The sequence below is a fragment of the Ureaplasma canigenitalium ATCC 51252 genome (genome assembly GCF_000712165.1).
GTDB classification, from domain to species: Bacteria; Bacillota_I; Bacilli_A; order Mycoplasmatales; family Mycoplasmoidaceae; genus Ureaplasma; species Ureaplasma canigenitalium.
On sequence record NZ_JONZ01000004.1, the window covers coordinates 18,465 to 34,676 of the forward strand.

13 protein-coding genes are annotated in these 16,212 nt (G+C 31.0%); 2 read left to right on the forward strand and 11 right to left on the reverse strand.

The annotated features are described in order from the left end of the window. Positions 1 to 23: 23 nt before the first annotated feature. Genes T416_RS0100080 through dnaX form a run of 5 tightly spaced genes read right to left on the reverse strand, consistent with a single transcriptional unit; the run spans position 24 to position 7,129 of the window. Positions 24 to 3,065 carry a hypothetical protein gene (locus T416_RS0100080; protein WP_031488799.1) on the reverse strand — a complete coding sequence of 1,014 codons (3,042 nt, stop codon included), beginning with the start codon at positions 3,063 to 3,065 and terminating at the stop codon, positions 24 to 26. 13 nt (positions 3,066 to 3,078) lie between these two features. Continuing rightward, positions 3,079 to 4,434 carry a signal recognition particle protein gene (gene ffh, locus T416_RS0100085; protein WP_031488800.1) on the reverse strand — a complete coding sequence of 452 codons (1,356 nt, stop codon included), beginning with the start codon at positions 4,432 to 4,434 and terminating at the stop codon, positions 3,079 to 3,081. A 14-nt stretch (positions 4,435 to 4,448) separates the two neighbouring features. After that, entirely contained in the window at positions 4,449 to 5,054 is a 606-nt protein-coding gene (recR, locus tag T416_RS0100090) for a recombination mediator RecR (protein ID WP_031488801.1), read from the reverse strand. A gap of 6 nt (positions 5,055 to 5,060) precedes the next feature. Then, positions 5,061 to 5,360 (reverse strand): YbaB/EbfC family nucleoid-associated protein, encoded by a 300-nt coding sequence (locus T416_RS0100095; protein WP_031488802.1) that lies wholly within the window; start codon positions 5,358 to 5,360, stop codon positions 5,061 to 5,063. A 14-nt stretch (positions 5,361 to 5,374) separates the two neighbouring features. Then, positions 5,375 to 7,129, reverse strand: coding sequence for a DNA polymerase III subunit gamma/tau (gene dnaX, locus T416_RS0100100; protein ID WP_031488803.1), 1,755 nt, complete (start codon positions 7,127 to 7,129; stop codon positions 5,375 to 5,377). A gap of 159 nt (positions 7,130 to 7,288) precedes the next feature. On the opposite strand from dnaX, the gene T416_RS0100105 reads away from it, so the two are divergent. Continuing rightward, a complete protein-coding gene (locus T416_RS0100105; protein ID WP_031488804.1) occupies positions 7,289 to 7,996 on the forward strand; it encodes a deoxynucleoside kinase in 708 nt (235 codons plus the stop codon). Next, positions 7,971 to 8,276, forward strand: coding sequence for a hypothetical protein (locus T416_RS0100110; protein ID WP_031488805.1), 306 nt, complete (start codon positions 7,971 to 7,973; stop codon positions 8,274 to 8,276). The genes T416_RS0100105 and T416_RS0100110 overlap by 26 nt, the downstream gene beginning before the upstream one ends. A 67-nt stretch (positions 8,277 to 8,343) precedes the next feature. Here T416_RS0100110 and T416_RS0100115 read toward each other — a convergent pair whose 3' ends face one another. The 6 genes from T416_RS0100115 to T416_RS0100140 are packed head-to-tail and all read right to left on the reverse strand — an operon-like array spanning position 8,344 to position 16,155. Then, a complete protein-coding gene (locus T416_RS0100115) occupies positions 8,344 to 9,858 on the reverse strand; it encodes an HD domain-containing protein (protein ID WP_031488806.1) in 1,515 nt (504 codons plus the stop codon). 2 nt (positions 9,859 to 9,860) lie between these two features. Next, a complete protein-coding gene (gene recA / locus T416_RS0100120) occupies positions 9,861 to 10,871 on the reverse strand; it encodes a recombinase RecA (protein ID WP_031488807.1) in 1,011 nt (336 codons plus the stop codon). Between the two features lie 45 nt (positions 10,872 to 10,916). Then, on the reverse strand, positions 10,917 to 11,396 hold the full coding sequence (locus T416_RS0100125) for a CinA family protein (protein ID WP_031488808.1): 480 nt from the start codon (positions 11,394 to 11,396) through the stop codon (positions 10,917 to 10,919). A 12-nt stretch (positions 11,397 to 11,408) separates the two neighbouring features. After that, the gene (gene gyrA / locus T416_RS0100130) at positions 11,409 to 13,940 is read right to left on the reverse strand and encodes a DNA topoisomerase (ATP-hydrolyzing) subunit A (protein ID WP_031488809.1); all 2,532 of its coding nucleotides are present in this window, start codon (positions 13,938 to 13,940) and stop codon (positions 11,409 to 11,411) included. Between the two features lie 20 nt (positions 13,941 to 13,960). After that, positions 13,961 to 15,907, reverse strand: coding sequence for a DNA topoisomerase (ATP-hydrolyzing) subunit B (gene gyrB / locus T416_RS0100135; protein ID WP_031488810.1), 1,947 nt, complete (start codon positions 15,905 to 15,907; stop codon positions 13,961 to 13,963). Beyond that, positions 15,907 to 16,155 (reverse strand): RNA-binding S4 domain-containing protein, encoded by a 249-nt coding sequence (locus T416_RS0100140; RefSeq protein WP_031488811.1) that lies wholly within the window; start codon positions 16,153 to 16,155, stop codon positions 15,907 to 15,909. The genes gyrB and T416_RS0100140 overlap by 1 nt, the downstream gene beginning before the upstream one ends. Positions 16,156 to 16,212 lie beyond the last annotated feature (57 nt).

Sequence of the window (16,212 nt, forward strand, 5' to 3'; positions counted from 1 at the left end):
ATTTTTTTAATGTTGATATTTAATTAGATAAAAAATGAAAGTTCATTAACTAATTTTGGATTTTCTTTTATTGAAAGGTCAACGACAGGTACATTAAATTTTAGCGAAACATAAATTTTCTTAAGACCAGCGATGTCATATTCAATCTCATCGTTCTTTTGTTTTCCGTTTAAACCAATATTAAAAGTTAATGTTGAAAAATTAATATCTTCTTTTTTAAGGTTTTTGCCTAAAATTATAATCTTCTTTTCAATCAAATAATCTAATGTTAAATTGTTTGTATCTCTTGCTTGATAGATAACAGGTTGACGTCCTAATGCATCGGGTTTAAAAGTATATTCATTTATTTTTTTTGTTTTAATATCAGAGTAAATTTCATTAATTAAAGAACTGGTTAATTTTGTTCGATCAAAAACAATGTCAGTATCACTTTGATACACATTAGTCTTAAAGTTAACTAATTTATTAATAAACTCATTATTTTTGCTGTCATTGTAATCAACCAATGATTCATTAATATTTAAAAAAGAATCGTATGATTGCTGTTTAAATAAAAATAACGAAAGAGCTTGAGCGATGTTTTCTGTATTTAAAAAACCACTGCTATTATTACTTTTGCTTCGTGCAAATGCTTCTATGGTATTACCAAAATAAGGAATTATTTCATTAGTTACAAAAAAACGATAACCTAAATTTAAATGCTTACTTTTGTTCTTGTCGCGGAAAAAATAAGGAAGAATTTTTTTATCATTTTTTACAACCGTATGATGTAAAACATAGTCACCTTTTTTAAAAATGAACTTACGTGGTAATTCATTAATAATTTGTTGGTAAGTATCATCGTTCGAAATTAAACTCGAAATAGAAGGTGGTAGCAAATTAATAAGTGGTGAAATATCAAATGTAATGCTTGCTTCTAGACTATATTTATGCTTCAAATCAAGAGACTTAATTTGTTGGTTATCTTTGTCATATTCAAGATTAAAATCACCAATTCGAGTCTTTTTAACACCGTTATCAATGAAGTCATGAATGTTTTTAATAGAGTCATTTTCCGCTATTACAGGAGAAAGAAAAACATCAATGGCCGTTTTTATTTTTTCCTTAGTTCAATTAATATTTTTAAAGATAACTTGGTTGAGAATACTAAGAATGTTAGGGTTAATTATAATACCTAATTTGGACAATGCGTTGGTAATATTCTCAAGACCAATTCGGTAATCAACCTGGCCATCTGTATTTAAAGAAATAAGGTCAATTATTTTTGTTTCAGAAAGGTAATATTCGTAATAATTACCTTCACTTTCAATATCTTTTTCCTCAATATGTTTTTTCTTAATAAGAATACTATCTATAACTGGTTTAAATAAATTAACAAGTTCCTTAAGGGTATATTCTTTACCATTAATTGGTATTTTAATACTTAGTTCAAGAGTTCTAGCAGCATTAACAAGCAAAGTAATTAAATTATCGATAAAATCAATTGCACCATAATTTCCTACACCATCACGTTTACTTCGTGCTTCAGTTTCATTAATTAAATCAATAACTTGGGTAATTAATGGTTTAAATTGAGCTAATTCAGGTAAGTTTAAGCTATTTAAAAGTGATTTAATTTCCGTAATTTCATTTGTTAGAAATTCTTTAAATTGAAAACTACCTAATCTTTGGAGAATAACGCTTTTGACATTATCATCAAGTCCTGGTAAAGAATTTATCAATTCAATTAAAATAGGTTTTGCGACTGCAAATAAATTACCTAATGAATCATTTTTTGTAAAAGAACCAACTAATTCTGCTAATTGTTTATCCTTAAAAAGAACATTAGTCAACAAAGCAAAGGTAGTACTTGAATTTTTAAGAACCTCTTTAAGTGTTTTTTCTTCTTTTATATCGCTTAACAAGTTTAAAAATCCATGAGCTAACTTTTTGCTTACTTGATAGGTCGTCTCGTATTGATCTTCGATTTGTCTTTTAATCGTTTCTTTATTTAACTTATTAATGTATGTATTTGCTTCATCCTTCAAATTAAAATAATTATTGTTATATGCGGCACTATAAATTTCGTCGTTTAAAACATATGAATAATTATTAAAGAAAAACGAATAGTCTCCAGTAAAATGAAGTTGTCTTTCATTTTTCTTTTCCTTCTTTTGGTCTCCTATTTTAGTGTTTGGTTCGACAATAATTTCCTGGTCATAAACATTAAAATTTTCAAAACTATAAAAAAGTTTGTATGTATTTGCTTCATTTCTTGTTTGACCGTACTCATCCCGCTGAGCTACCCTATTCGTTGGTCTAAAATCGATTTTTATTGAAGAATTATTAATTTCTACAAAAAATTTTCTTGTACTATTAGGGGAGATAATTAAATGATTGTTGGTAAAAGGATCGTTAATTTGTACTGAACTGTTTCCACGGTTTGTAAATGAATACCAGAAAGAAACTTTGGCTTTTATATCTTTATTAGCATCAAAAAAATCTTTATTTGAATTTTCTTCGGCTTGTTTAAAAATCGGTTGATTAGAACTTAAAGGTTCTTTTTTTTCACCCATAGAGTGATAAACTTCAACAATCGGTAAGGTATTCGAGAAAACTAAATCATCTCTTTCATTGGTATTTTTAATATTAGATAAGAATGACAAAAAATCAACATAAAGTGTGTTAGGAGTTAATTTATTTATCCAATTTAAAAAATGATGATTGTTAATATCTAATGCGACTAATAGGTTTTTATATTTTGAGCCCGGATGACTAAAAATATAATGCTTGTTGTTTTTCTTTAAATTTTTAATTCTTTCACTTGATGTCGGATAATTATTAACATACTTATCGATAGTGATTAACTCTTGTTTAAAATTGTCATATTCATTAAAAAGGTTATTAGTCAACCCGCGATCAGTATCGGGCAAACTAATAACATAATCGTCAGGATTAAAGACATTTACACTTGGTTCTTTAATTATTTTTTTGTTGCTACAACTAGCAATAACAGGAACGAAAATAGCAAGGGAAGTTGAAATAAAAATAGAGGTTAATATAGTTTTTTTTATGTGCTTCTTCATTTGTTCCTAATTTCTAAGAGAAAAATGATCCACCATTATTACCTTGCATAAATGGATTTTTCCCTTGTTTTAGCATTTTACCCATATCAGCCATTTTATCACGAGAAGTTTCTCATTGTTTTAACAGCTTGTTAAGTTCATCAGGTGTTCTCCCTGAACCACGAATAATACGAATTCGTCGAGAAGCGTCACGTTTTAATAAACGCGGATCTCTTCGTTCTTTCTTTGTCATTGATGAAAGCAGAACAGACCAAGTTCTCATTTTTACTTCAGCTTCAGCGATTTCATCTGGTGAAATTTTATTAATACCAGGAATCATTGCAGCAAGACCAGAAAGACTACCCATATTTGCGATTTGTCCAATTTGTCTCATTAAATCTTCTAAATCCATTTTCCCGGCCATCATTCTCTGCATTGCACCACGAGCTTGTTTCTCATCAATAACATCTGCCGCTTTTTCAGCAAGTGTTAAGATGTCACCAAGACCAAGAATTCGGTCAGCCATTCTTTGCGGATAAAAGTCATCTATTGAACCAATTTTTTCCCCAGTCCCGGTATATTTAATCGGAACATTAAGTAATGATGTTAGAGAAAGAGCAGCTCCCGCTCTGGCATCTGAGTCTAGTTTGGTAATTACAATACCTGTAAGTTTCAATCAATTGTTAAATTCAGTTGCAACATTAATAATGTCTTGTCCAGACATACTATCAACTACTAAAAAAATTTCATCAGGACTTAAGGTTTTCTTAACATTTAATAACTCTTGCATTAACTCTTCATTAGTTTGCAAACGACCTGCAGTATCGACAATAATTAAGTCATTATCATTATTATTAGCTTGATCAAGGGCGTTTCTAACAATTAATTCCGGTTTAATTGTTCCTTCTTGATAAAAGTCAACTCTAGTTTGTTCAGCTAAGGTTTTTAGTTGATCAATTGCTGCTGGTCGGTATATGTCTCCGGCAACTAAAAGTGGTTTTTTATTATATTTATTACGAAAAAAATTAGCTAATTTTCCACAAGTAGTTGTTTTACCAGAACCTTGAAGACCAACCATCATAATTTTTACAAGCGGTTTATTTACATTAACTGGTTTAGGTTCCTTACCTAATATATTAATCAATTCTTCCTTAACAACTTGAAGAACAACATCCGATGCTTTTTGATTATCTTCAATATAGATTCCTACGGTTTTTTCCTTAATACTATTAATAAATTTTTTAACAACTAAAAGGTTAACATCGGCATCTAGTAAAGCAATTCTAATCTCACTTAATAACGGTTTGATATCTTCATCTTGAAGAGTTGAATTTTTTAATTTTTTAGACAATCTTTTACTAATGATATTAGTAATCATTGCTTTTAACATAACATTGTGCTCCTTTAGTGTTTGATTTCTCTTTTATTAATTAAGGATTGTTTCAAGGTTTCATTATCAGCATAATTAATGCTCGCATTTAATGGAATACCAAACCCTATTCGATAAATTTTAATATGTTCTATATCTTTTAACATATTGGTTATGTATTCAGCTGTCATCTCCCCATCGTGGGTGTAACTAGTCGCAATTATTATTTCATCAAAATTTCCATTAAGAACACGATCTTTAATGTTAGATAAATTTGTGTGTTCAATAGCGGTTCCTTTTCTAATGGAAAGTTCACCATGAGTCACATGGTAAAGACCTTTAAAGAAATTTGAGTCTTCAATTTTTTCAAGGTCTTCAATGGAAGAAACAATCAATAGTTTTTTGCGATCACGATAATTATCGTTACAGATATCGCAAAAAATATCGGTGGCTAAATTACCACAATTTCTGCAATAACTTAGCTTTTCTTTTGCGGTGATAATACGGTCAACAAATTCGTTGATATATTTCATATCTTGTTTAATTAAAAAGAAGGCAAATCTTTTAGCATTCCGTCCACCAACATTAGGAAGTGATTTGAGCGCATCAACAAGCAACTCAAAATCGTTATTTTTCCCCATGCTACCCTAGAACAAACCACCTTGTGATGGCATTATGGAATTAATAAGGTCGTTCTTCTTTTTATTAACATCAAGTACCGCATTATTGACAGCTGCTTTAATAACATCTTGCAGAGTGTCGATGTCATCATGGTCGACGATATCGTTTTGAATAATAATTTCAGTAATCTCTAGAGTTCCTTTTATTACTATTTTAACCAACGATTTGTAATCATATTCAAAGCTTTGTTCGTCAAATTCCGCTTGTCTCTTCTTTAAAGTGTTTTGTACTTTGTTGGCTTCAGCCATTAATTTTTTAAAATCCATGAATTACCTCGTATTTAAAACTTCAATAGGTTAATTTTATTTTGTTTTTCAACTTCAAATTGTTTTAGTTGTTCTTTTAGCTTATTATTATCTACATCCTTAGTGATTTGTCAATTATTATTACCTTTTAACTTATGTAGTTCGTTTAGTTGCTTAGTAGTAAGAACAACAATTTTAGGCTTTCAATCAAACGGTTCTAGAATAGTCGAAAGAATTTCCCCATCATTTAAAAGCGATTCTATTTTATCTATTTTAGATGGATATTCGGTAACAAAAATGGCACCAGCGGATGACGATAAAACCGGTATTACATTATTAAAGAAAATTGAAATATCATCTTTCATATTTTCTTGTTTCAATTTTTGAAACTCCTTTATAAGTTTAGTCGTTTTTTGCTTGTTTCGGAATGTAATTATAGCCTTGGCATCCGCTATTTTTTCATTAGTATCATCTTCGGTTTCGGTTTTAAAAGTTTGCTGGTTTTTTATTTCAACACCAGAAGCGGTTTGATGATAAATAACATCGGTTGTTTTAAATGAGTTTAGTTGGACTTTGTATTGGTTCTTTTTTTGTTCTACTTGTATTGTACCTTCAACATCCAACTGTGGTTCAAGAATAGATTTTTTTAGAAAAGTTTGTTCGTCTTTTTTAGGTGATAAGTTTTTTTCAATGTTAGAAGATTCATATTTAACTTCTTTGTTATTAATGTTTGCTAGTTCATAAACAAGAATTTCAAGATCAAGTAGCAGATTAGAACTATTTTTTTTGTTTTTATGAAGTTCAATTAGCGTATCTAAAATAATTTTATGCTGATTTTTAAACTTGTTTAGTAAGTTAAATTGGTCAACTGTCATTAACATTAAATATCTTAAATCACTAGTTAAATTAACTTTAAAGGCCTCTAATAATATTGCGATTAAATCATTTATAAATAAATTAAAATTAACGCCTTTAATGTTTAAATCTTGAATTAAACTATTCGCTTCTGTTATTTTTTTATCTGCAATTAAATTTAAAAAATCAAGTTTTGTATTATTATCAACTAAACCAAAAACCTGGTTAATTAAATCATCATTTATCTTTTCATAACTTGAAAGTTGATCAAGTATGCTTAATGCATCACGTCCTGAACCATCAGCTAAAGAAACAATTTTTTTAATACTTTTATCTTCAATAGTAATATTTTCTTTGACGATTGTTTTCTTAAGCAAATTATAAATTTCATCATTATTTAAACGATTAAAATCCATTCTTAAGCATCTGCTTACTATTGTTAAGGGAATTTTATAATATTCGGTAGTAGCAAAAATAAAAATAGCATAATCAGGAGCATCTTCAATAGATTTTAGCAAAGCATTCCAGGCTGCTGTTGTTAACATATGAGCTTCATCAATAATATAAATTTTATATTTCAATTGAGTGGGTAGATAATTAAGATTTTCAATAATTACCCTAATCTGATCAACACCATTATTGCTAGCAGCATCGATTTCAAAAATATCATTACTTTGTTCGTTAATAATTAATAAACATGCTTGACATTTAGTACAACAATCACCGTTAACTGGTTCGAGACAATTGAGTGCACAGCTAAATATTTTAGCTATTGATGTTTTACCAATACCTCTTGGTCCAGAAAAGATAAGAGCATGGGGTGTCTTATTGTTTTTAGTTGCATTAGTTAATGCTGTTTTAATTAATTCCTGGCCAATGACATCATTAAAGCATTTGGGTCGATAAATTCGGTAAAGAGAAGATGTTTTGCTCATATTTGTCCTTTTAAATTTGTTTGAAATGCTATCCCTTTAATATAAATATTATTAAAAAAGAGTGAATAAAAAAATTAAAAAGTGTAGGTAATAAATTGCAGTTTATCCCTATTTTTATATTTATAATAAGTTTTATACTAAGGCTTTGTGGGGGATAAAATGACTGAAAATCAAAAACTAACGAAATATCCTGTTTTTAAAAGAAATAGGTTGTCAAATTCAATCGTAATAGGGGGGATGATTGCTTTTGGTAAATCAACACTGGCTGAAGCTTTACACCAAGAATTTCAACCATCTAATGTAATTTATGAACTTCAGGAAAATGACCAATTAATGTCACTTTTATTACAAAAAATGTATGAAAGAGATAACAATGTTTTATTTGGTTCTTTGTTTCAATTATATTTCGTTTTAAATCGTTTTAAAAATTACCGTGATAATTGTAATCAAGAAAACCTAACTATTTTTGATCGATCAATTTTCGAAGATTGATTGTTTGCATCTGCTAATATTGACAAACCGAGTGTTTTTTCATATTACGATGGGCTTTGACAAGGTATTTGTAAGGAACTTGTTTACGAACATGGAGTTCCACGACTTTATGTAATTCTAGACGGGGATTGAGAATTATTTAAGGAACGAATTTTTAAGAGAAATAGAAAAGTTGAAATCGATAACTTTACAATTAACGAGACTTATTTTAAAAGATTATTAGAGCTTTATACCGACTATATGGTTAATGTTTGTAAGGACTTCGGTATAAACTACATTATTCTTAATGCCAGAAACACTGTCGAAGAATCTGTAAATATCGTTAAAAAAGAATTAGAAAAATTAAATAATGAACAATTACAAGGGAACAAATAATAGCTTCACTAATACAGAACAACCTATTGAATCCGGTAACGGCTCTCAAGGGGGAGTAAAACTTAGTAAGCGAGCTAAAATTTGATTAATTATTGGAATCATTCTTTCTATCATCATTGTCTTTGTAGCATGAGGAGTCTCGAATTCAAGAAAAAAGCAATTAAGAACCGATGCTCTCACTGAATGTAAAAGAAAAAATCCAAGTTTTAGCAACGAACAGTGCGAAGCTGAAGTTGATAAAAAATTACCAAAGATTAACACTGGAGAAAAAAACGAATAATTGTTTTTTTATTAATCTAATTTATTTTGTTTATGAATCAAGAAGAAACCACTTAGGTCATTAGCACTTAAATGGTTTCTTCTTTCTTTTCTATTAATTCATCATCCATGCTTGAGCAATAACTCTTATCTTTGTAGTTATGCTTAGCTCGATAAATAACCTCGCGAACAATTACGACTTCAATATTATTTTTTGAACCAGGAAAGTTTTGATCAACCTCTTTTTTTATAGCAGTAGCAAGATCATGTAAATCAATATCACAATAGAAATCAGAATCAACAATAACCCTTATTTCTTCACCAAATCGCATAATGAATACATCTTTAATATGTTTGTGTTTTCCCACAATGCTTTTGATTTTTTCAACCTTAAGTTGAATTGGTTCCTCGTTTTTACACTTACGAGCTAATGGTCTAGATGAAGAAATCGAATCAGCTACTTTAACAATTGCACCAATAATTGTTTTGTGTGGCACTTTATCATGATGTGCTTCAATTGCATTAACAATTTCCTCATCAAGATTACATTGTTTTGCTAATCTAACTCCTGCATCAACGTGGTCAATGTTTTGATCAATATTGTATGTCTTACCAATATCATGAAGGAATGCAGCAAGTTTTGCTTTGTCTGGATCAACATTAATATCATATTGTTGATTAAGTGCTTTGGCAATTCGAAAAGCAAACTCTGCACATTCTATTGAGTGAGTAAGTAATGATTGACCATATGAAGTTCTATGTTCCATTTTCCCAATATAACTATAAAGTTCAAATGGTACATTTAAGTTTAGTTCTGTGGCAATTTCTTGACCCTTCATTACCATATCTTCTTCATATGATTCTTCATATTTACGAATGGTTTTTTCTATGGTTGAAATGCTGTTATTTTTTGAATTAATGATTTCAGAAAGAGCTCGATCTGCAATCGTAAGTCTTTTTAGATCATATGATGAAATCGTAGCTCGAGAGTGGTCTCCTTTACCCTTAATGTCAAAGTCAACACCTGCGATTTTGACAAAATGATTTTTGTTTGAACATTTTTCTCCAAACAATTTACCACGCATCTTTTCGTCAATCGAATATGTTCTTGTGTTTGTTTCTTGGAAAGAAATATCATTACATTTATTTCTTATAACATCAAGTAATAATTCCCCGGCTTCACGTTCATAATTCATCATAAATTCTTTACGTTTACGGATAAATTCTTGGTTTAATTCATTAATAAACTTGCAACGAGCATTTTTAAAAAGTTCATCTTTTATTTGCTCATAGGAAAGACCAATTAACTTTTGATACTCTTCATTCATTTTTGTTTGGTAAAACTCCTCAGCTTTATTTGCTCGCTCTTTTTCAGCTTGCATTTTATCTTGTAATTCATTAATTTTAATAACATCAGTTTCTAACTTATACTGCAGAAGTTTGACATCATTCTCGAGTTCATCATATTCTTTTTTATTAATCGGAACAGCAATAAATTTTCTTTTTTGAATCTTTAAAGTAATTGAAACAACCATTGGAATGATGATTGTCGCAACACTGAATAAGATGATTAAAATAATTACAAGAATCGTTAAGCTGTTCATTTCTAAATTTCTTCGTTTGGAGTTTGTTGTGTGTTTAATGAATTTAGCGTTAGTTCTTTTACCTGATTAAACAATTTATCATCGCTTAATAGTTTGTTTTTTAGTTGTTCTCGTCCTTGTCCAATTTTATTATCATTAAAACTAAATCACGAACCAGACTTCTTAATAATATTATAAGCAATAGCGAAGTCAATTATTTCGTTATTATAATCAAATCCTTGACCAAAAAAAATGTCAATAAAAGCATTTGATAACGGATTGGCAAGCTTATTTTTAATACAAGTCACCTTAATTTTAATTCCAACTTTGTTGTTTCCGTCTTTAATTAAATCAACTTTTCTAGTTTCAAGACGGATTGTTGAATAAAATTTCAAAGCACGTCCACCTGTTGTTATTTCCGGATTACCAAAGAATACATTAATTTTTTCACGAATTTGATTGATAAAAATTAATGCCACTTCGCTCTTTGATAGTTTTGTTTGGATTTTACGAAGTCCTTTCGACATTAAGCGAGCATGTGCTCCCATTTGTTGATCGTTCATATCGCTATTATACTCATTCTCTGGTACCATAGCAGCTACACTATCAACGATAATTAAACCAAGATTATCAGCATCAAGAAGACTTTCAATCATCTCAAAAACCATTTCACCTGTGTTTGGAGTTGCGACAATCATTTTACTGTTATCTACCCCTATCTTCGCGGAATAATTTTTATCAAAGCTACCTTCAAGGTCAATCATCACTACACTTTTACCTTGCTTTTGAACCTCAGCAGCTATTTGAAGAGCGATTGTTGTTTTTCCACTGGATTCATTTCCGTAAATTTCCGTAATTCGTCCTGCTGGAATACCATTAATGCCGGTAAGTTGATCAATTGAGATTGATCCTGTTGAATATGTTATAAACTTTTCTTCATTAATTTCATTTGCTGTACTAAAAACATTTTTATTAAATTTATCTTGTAAACAAGCAAGCGGGTCTTGTTTTTCGTTTTTTATTTTTTCTTTCATTTTAAATTCACCACCTATTTATTTATTCGTGGTAAATCGGAAAAATTAGAAATTATTTTTTTTAATTAAGTTAATTAATCAGTCTGTCGCTTCTCAGACCATTGAAATTCGATTCATTAAACGACCACTATCGGCAATCATGAATTCACGAGTAATGGCAACATCTTGAATTCCAATACCGATATAAAAAAGTCCAACAGGTTTTTCTTCATCACCAGAAGGTCCAGCATTGCCTGTAATTGACACTGATATATCAGTGTTGAAAAGTTTAAGACCACCTAATGCCATTTCCTTCGCACATAAAGAAGATATTGCTCCTTCTTCTTCGAGTGTCTTAGGTGAAACAGAAGCAAGTGTACTTTTAATTTCCTTCGAATAAGAAACAAGAGCTCCTTTTAACACCTGACTAGCACCAGGAATATTACCGATGCTTGAAGCAAAAAGACCTGCGGTTGCTGATTCAACCGTGGAAATAGTTAATTTCTTTTCTTTTAAAATAGCAACTAGTTTCTCAACTATTTCCATCGTAGTGCTCCTTTATTTCTCTTTATTTATATCGTTTGATATAGTTTCATCGTCGTTTTCTTCGTCAATATCACTATTCTTAAAAATAGCAATTGATTTAATTGATTCACCATCTTCAAGTGACATCAATTTAACACCACTAGTGTTTCGTGAGATAATGGAGATTTGATTAATATGAAGACGAATAACCTTACCAGTCGTCGTAATCATCAATGCTTGTTCATCAGTGTCAACTACTTTAATACTGATTAGTTTACCAGTTTTGTTATTAACCCTAAGAGTTGAAACTCCCTTTGCTCCACGCTTAGTTTCTCGATAATCTTCAACAGAAGTTAACTTACCAAGACCTTTTGAACCAACCGCAAGAAGGTATTGTCCTTGGCTTGAAATGCCAGTACCGATAACAAATTCATTTTCATTTAAATGAATTCCTTTAACACCGGCTGCGACTCTTCCCATACTACGGACATCATCTTCATTAAAACGAACGACATTACCATTACTAGCTCCAATGAAAATTTGATTATTTCCATTTGTATTCATTACACTAAATAGTTGATCATCGGGACGTAAAGTAATAAATCGTTTTCCGTTGGACTGAATTAATTTAAACTCACTAACTAGCGAACGTTTAACAACTCCGTTTTTGGTAGTAAAAAATAAGTAACCGGTTTCATAATTTTCAATAGGAAGGATTGAAATAATCGATTCTTGTTTGTCAAGCGGAAGGAAATTAATCGCTGGTATCCCTTTACTAGTTCTTGAACCAAGCGGAATTTGATGACCACGAATCCGATAAACGGTTCCTTTATTACTAAACATTAATAGGTCAGTATGGGTGTTTGCAACAACGATTTTTTCAACATCGTCATCTTCATACATATTAATACCTTTAACACCAACACCACCCCGACGTTGAGACCGATAGGTGTCAATTGGAAGGCGTTTGAAGTAACCACGTTTTGACATAGTAATCACAATGTCTTCCCGTGGAATAAGGTCTTCTTCGTCAATATTGCTTGAAACCCCATATTGAATATAAGTTCGTCTTTCGTCACCATATTTTTCAATAAGGTAATCTAGGTATTCACAGATAATATTAACTTGTCGGTCGTAGTTCGCAAGAATATCTTCAAGATCTGCAACAATCTTTAATAATTCAGCGTGTTCTTGTTTAAGTTTATCAATATTTAGACCAGTTAAAGCTCGCAATTTCATTTCAAGAATTGCTTTTGCTTGTATTTCACTTAAGTTAAAACGACTAGTAAGTGTGCTAATTGCTACATCATCGTTACTTGAAGCTTTGATAATCTTAATAACTTCATCGATGTTATCAACCGCAATCACCAGACCTTCAACAATATGGATTCGTTCCTTCGCTTTTCGTAGGTCGAAAACGGTTCTCTTAACTAGCACATCAATTTGATGTTCAAAGTAATACTTAATCATTTCTTTAATGTTAAGAATTGTTGGAACACCATTTACTAGAGCAAGGTTGTTAACACTAAAGTTAGATTGGAGAGCTGTCATTTTAAAAAGTTTATTTAAAAGGACTTCAGGGATAATGTCCCGTTTTAACTCGATAACAATTCTGATTCCATCACGACTTGATTCATCTCTTAAGTCAGAAATTCCTTCAATTTGTTTATTAGTTACAAGTTCAACAATCTTTTCGATTAAGTTAACCTTGTTAACCATATATGGAATTTCAGTAATGATAATCGCTTGACGACCACCACTTAGGTCTTCAATTTCGTATTTTGAACGTATTGTAATCGAACCTTTACCGGTGTGAAAATACTTATAAATTCCAGATTCGCCGTATATTTCAGCACCTGTTGGAAAGTCAGGACCTTTAATAACTCCTGCAAGTTCGTCAATAGAAACATCATGATTCTTCGCATAAAGTTTAGTTGCTAGACAAACTTCATTTAAATTATGTGGTGGAATATTTGTTGCCATTCCGACCGCAATCCCTGTTGTTCCATTTGTAAGTAAGTTAGGAAAACCGGAAGGCAATACCGATGGTTCTTTTTCTGAACCATCGTAGTTAGGAACAAACTGCACTGTTTCTTTATCAATGTATTTTAACATTTCACCAGCTAGTTTTGATAAACGTGCTTCGGTATACCGCATTGCAGCGGCACTATCTCCATCAATAGAACCAAAGTTACCATGACCATCAACAAGAAGGTAACGTAGACTAAATTCTTGTGCCATACGAACAATTGTTTGATAGACAGCTTGATCACCATGGGGGTGATACTTACCAATTACATCCCCAACTCACCGTGCTGACTTCTTATAAGGCTTATCATTTGTCATCCCGTTTTCGTAAGCGGCGTAAAGAGCACGACGATGCACTGGTTTAAAACCATCACGCACATCAGGAAGAGCACGAGACACAATAACGGACATTGAATAATCAAGGAATGAGTCTTCAACTTCTTTAACAATACTATGATCTTTAATCACTGATACCGAAAGTTGTTCTTTAATTTCTTCGGTAGTTAATCTACTTTTTTTTGGTTTTTTAGTTGCCATATTTTTTTACACACAAATCCTTAAATATCAAGGTTTTTCACAAATTTTGCATTCTTTTCTATAAATTCTTTACGTGGTGTAACATCATCACCCATAAGAAGACTAAATGTTTTATCAGCAATCGCAGCATCTTCAATTTTAACTTGCAGTAAAAATCTATTCTTAGGATCCATTGTTGTTTCTCAAAGTTGTTCTGGGTTCATTTCCCCAAGACCTTTATATCTTTGGATATTGTATTTAGCAGTACCAAATGATTTTAGAATTTCATCTAATTCATTCATGGTATAAGCATATTTAATATTCTTACCACTTGAAACTTTAAATAAAGGTGGTTGTGCAATATAAACATTTCCGTTTTGAATTAACGGGAGCATATGACGATAGAAAAAAGTGAGTAGAAGAATTCTAATATGCGAACCATCAACATCAGCATCGGTCATAATAATTATTTTTGAATAACGAAGTTTTTCAAGATTTAATTCAGGACCAACACCACAACCAATTGCGGTAATCATATTTAGAATTTCTTCATTCGCAAAAACTTTATCAATTTTCGCTTTTTCAACATTAATAATTTTACCTTTAAGTGGTAAAATAGCCTGATATTCTCGCTCACGTCCTGTTTTTGCTGAACCACCGGCCGAATCACCTTCGACAATATAAATTTCTGTCACAGATGGATCACGATTTGAGCAGTCAGCAAGCTTACCTGGTAAACTATTTGTTTCAAACGGAGATTTTCGACGTGTCGCTTCCCGTGCTTCGTGACTTCGACGACGAGCTTCTGCGGCCTGCATTACCTTAGCAAGAATTAATTTGGTCTCGTCTGGGTTTTCATTAATGTATTTTTCAAAAATTAAACTTGTGATTTCATTAACAAAAGGTCTAACTTCGGAGTTACCAAGTTTCTTTTTTGTTTGACCTTCATATTGAGGATTTGGATGCTTAATTGAAATAATTGCAGTTAAACCTTCTGCTACATCATCTTTTGTAATTTTGTCGTCAGTGTCTTTTAAATACTTCTTTTCAAGTGCAAATTTATTAATAAGTCTAGTAACCGCTAGCTTAAAACCTTCTTCGTGTGTACCACCTTCAGTGGTATTAATGTTGTTACAGAACGAGTGAATTGAATTGTTATATGAGGTGTTATATTGGAAAGCAACTTCACACTTAATACTATAAACATCTGAATCGTGACCAGGAACTTTTACATCTTTTTCAATTTCTCCATAAATGATGGATTCAAAAAGCGGAACTTTTTCTCGATTAAGATCTTGGATATATTCCTTTAGACCACCTGAAAAATATCACTCTTCAGTTCGACCTGTGATTTCTGAATTAAAGTAAATATGAACACCACGGTTAAGGTAAGCAAGTTGTTTAAGTCTTGCCATAATTTTCATTTCATCTCATTCGTTTTTTTCCATAATATCGAAATCAGGAAAAAACTCAATAGTTGTACCATTAGCTTTTGGAGTATTAGTCGCTATTTTTTTCAATGGTTCAACCGTGTTTCCACCATTAATAAATTCAACATAGTAAAGTTCGTTTTGCTTATTAACTCAAACTTTAAATCATTTACTAAGAGCATTAACAACAGAAGCACCTACCCCGTGAAGACCACCAGAAACTTTATAACTTGAATGGTCAAACTTACCACCAGCATGTAGGACAGTAAGAACGGTTTCAACCCCGCTCTTTTTTGTTTTCTCGTGAATTTCAACCGGAATACCACGTCCATCGTCTTCAACTCTTATTGAACCATCCTTTAAGATAGCAACACGAACATACGAAGCATATCCACCCATTGCTTCATCAATAGAGTTATCAACGATTTCTCAAATCATATGGTGTAAACCCTCAGATTGAGTTGTCCCAATATACATACCAGGACGTTTACGAACAGCTTCAAGACCCTCAAGTACCTTAATACTTTCTGATGTGTAATTTTGATTATTATCCACCATTAATTATCTCGTTCCTTGGTATTTAAAAGTAAATAAGTAATCTTGTTGATTTTGATTTTATCATTAAAATATAATTTACGACCGCGACGTTCTTCCTTATCGTCGTTGACATAAATTAAATTATTTTTTAAAAATTCTTTGCTCAACCCACCAAAACTAATGTTACCTGTAAACTTTAGAAATTGGGATAAAGTCATCGGTTCACTATCGATATAAACTTTGGTTATATCTTTTGTGCTTTCACTCATTTAAATACCTTATTAATAAAATATATTAATTATAACATATTTAACAAGTTTATATAT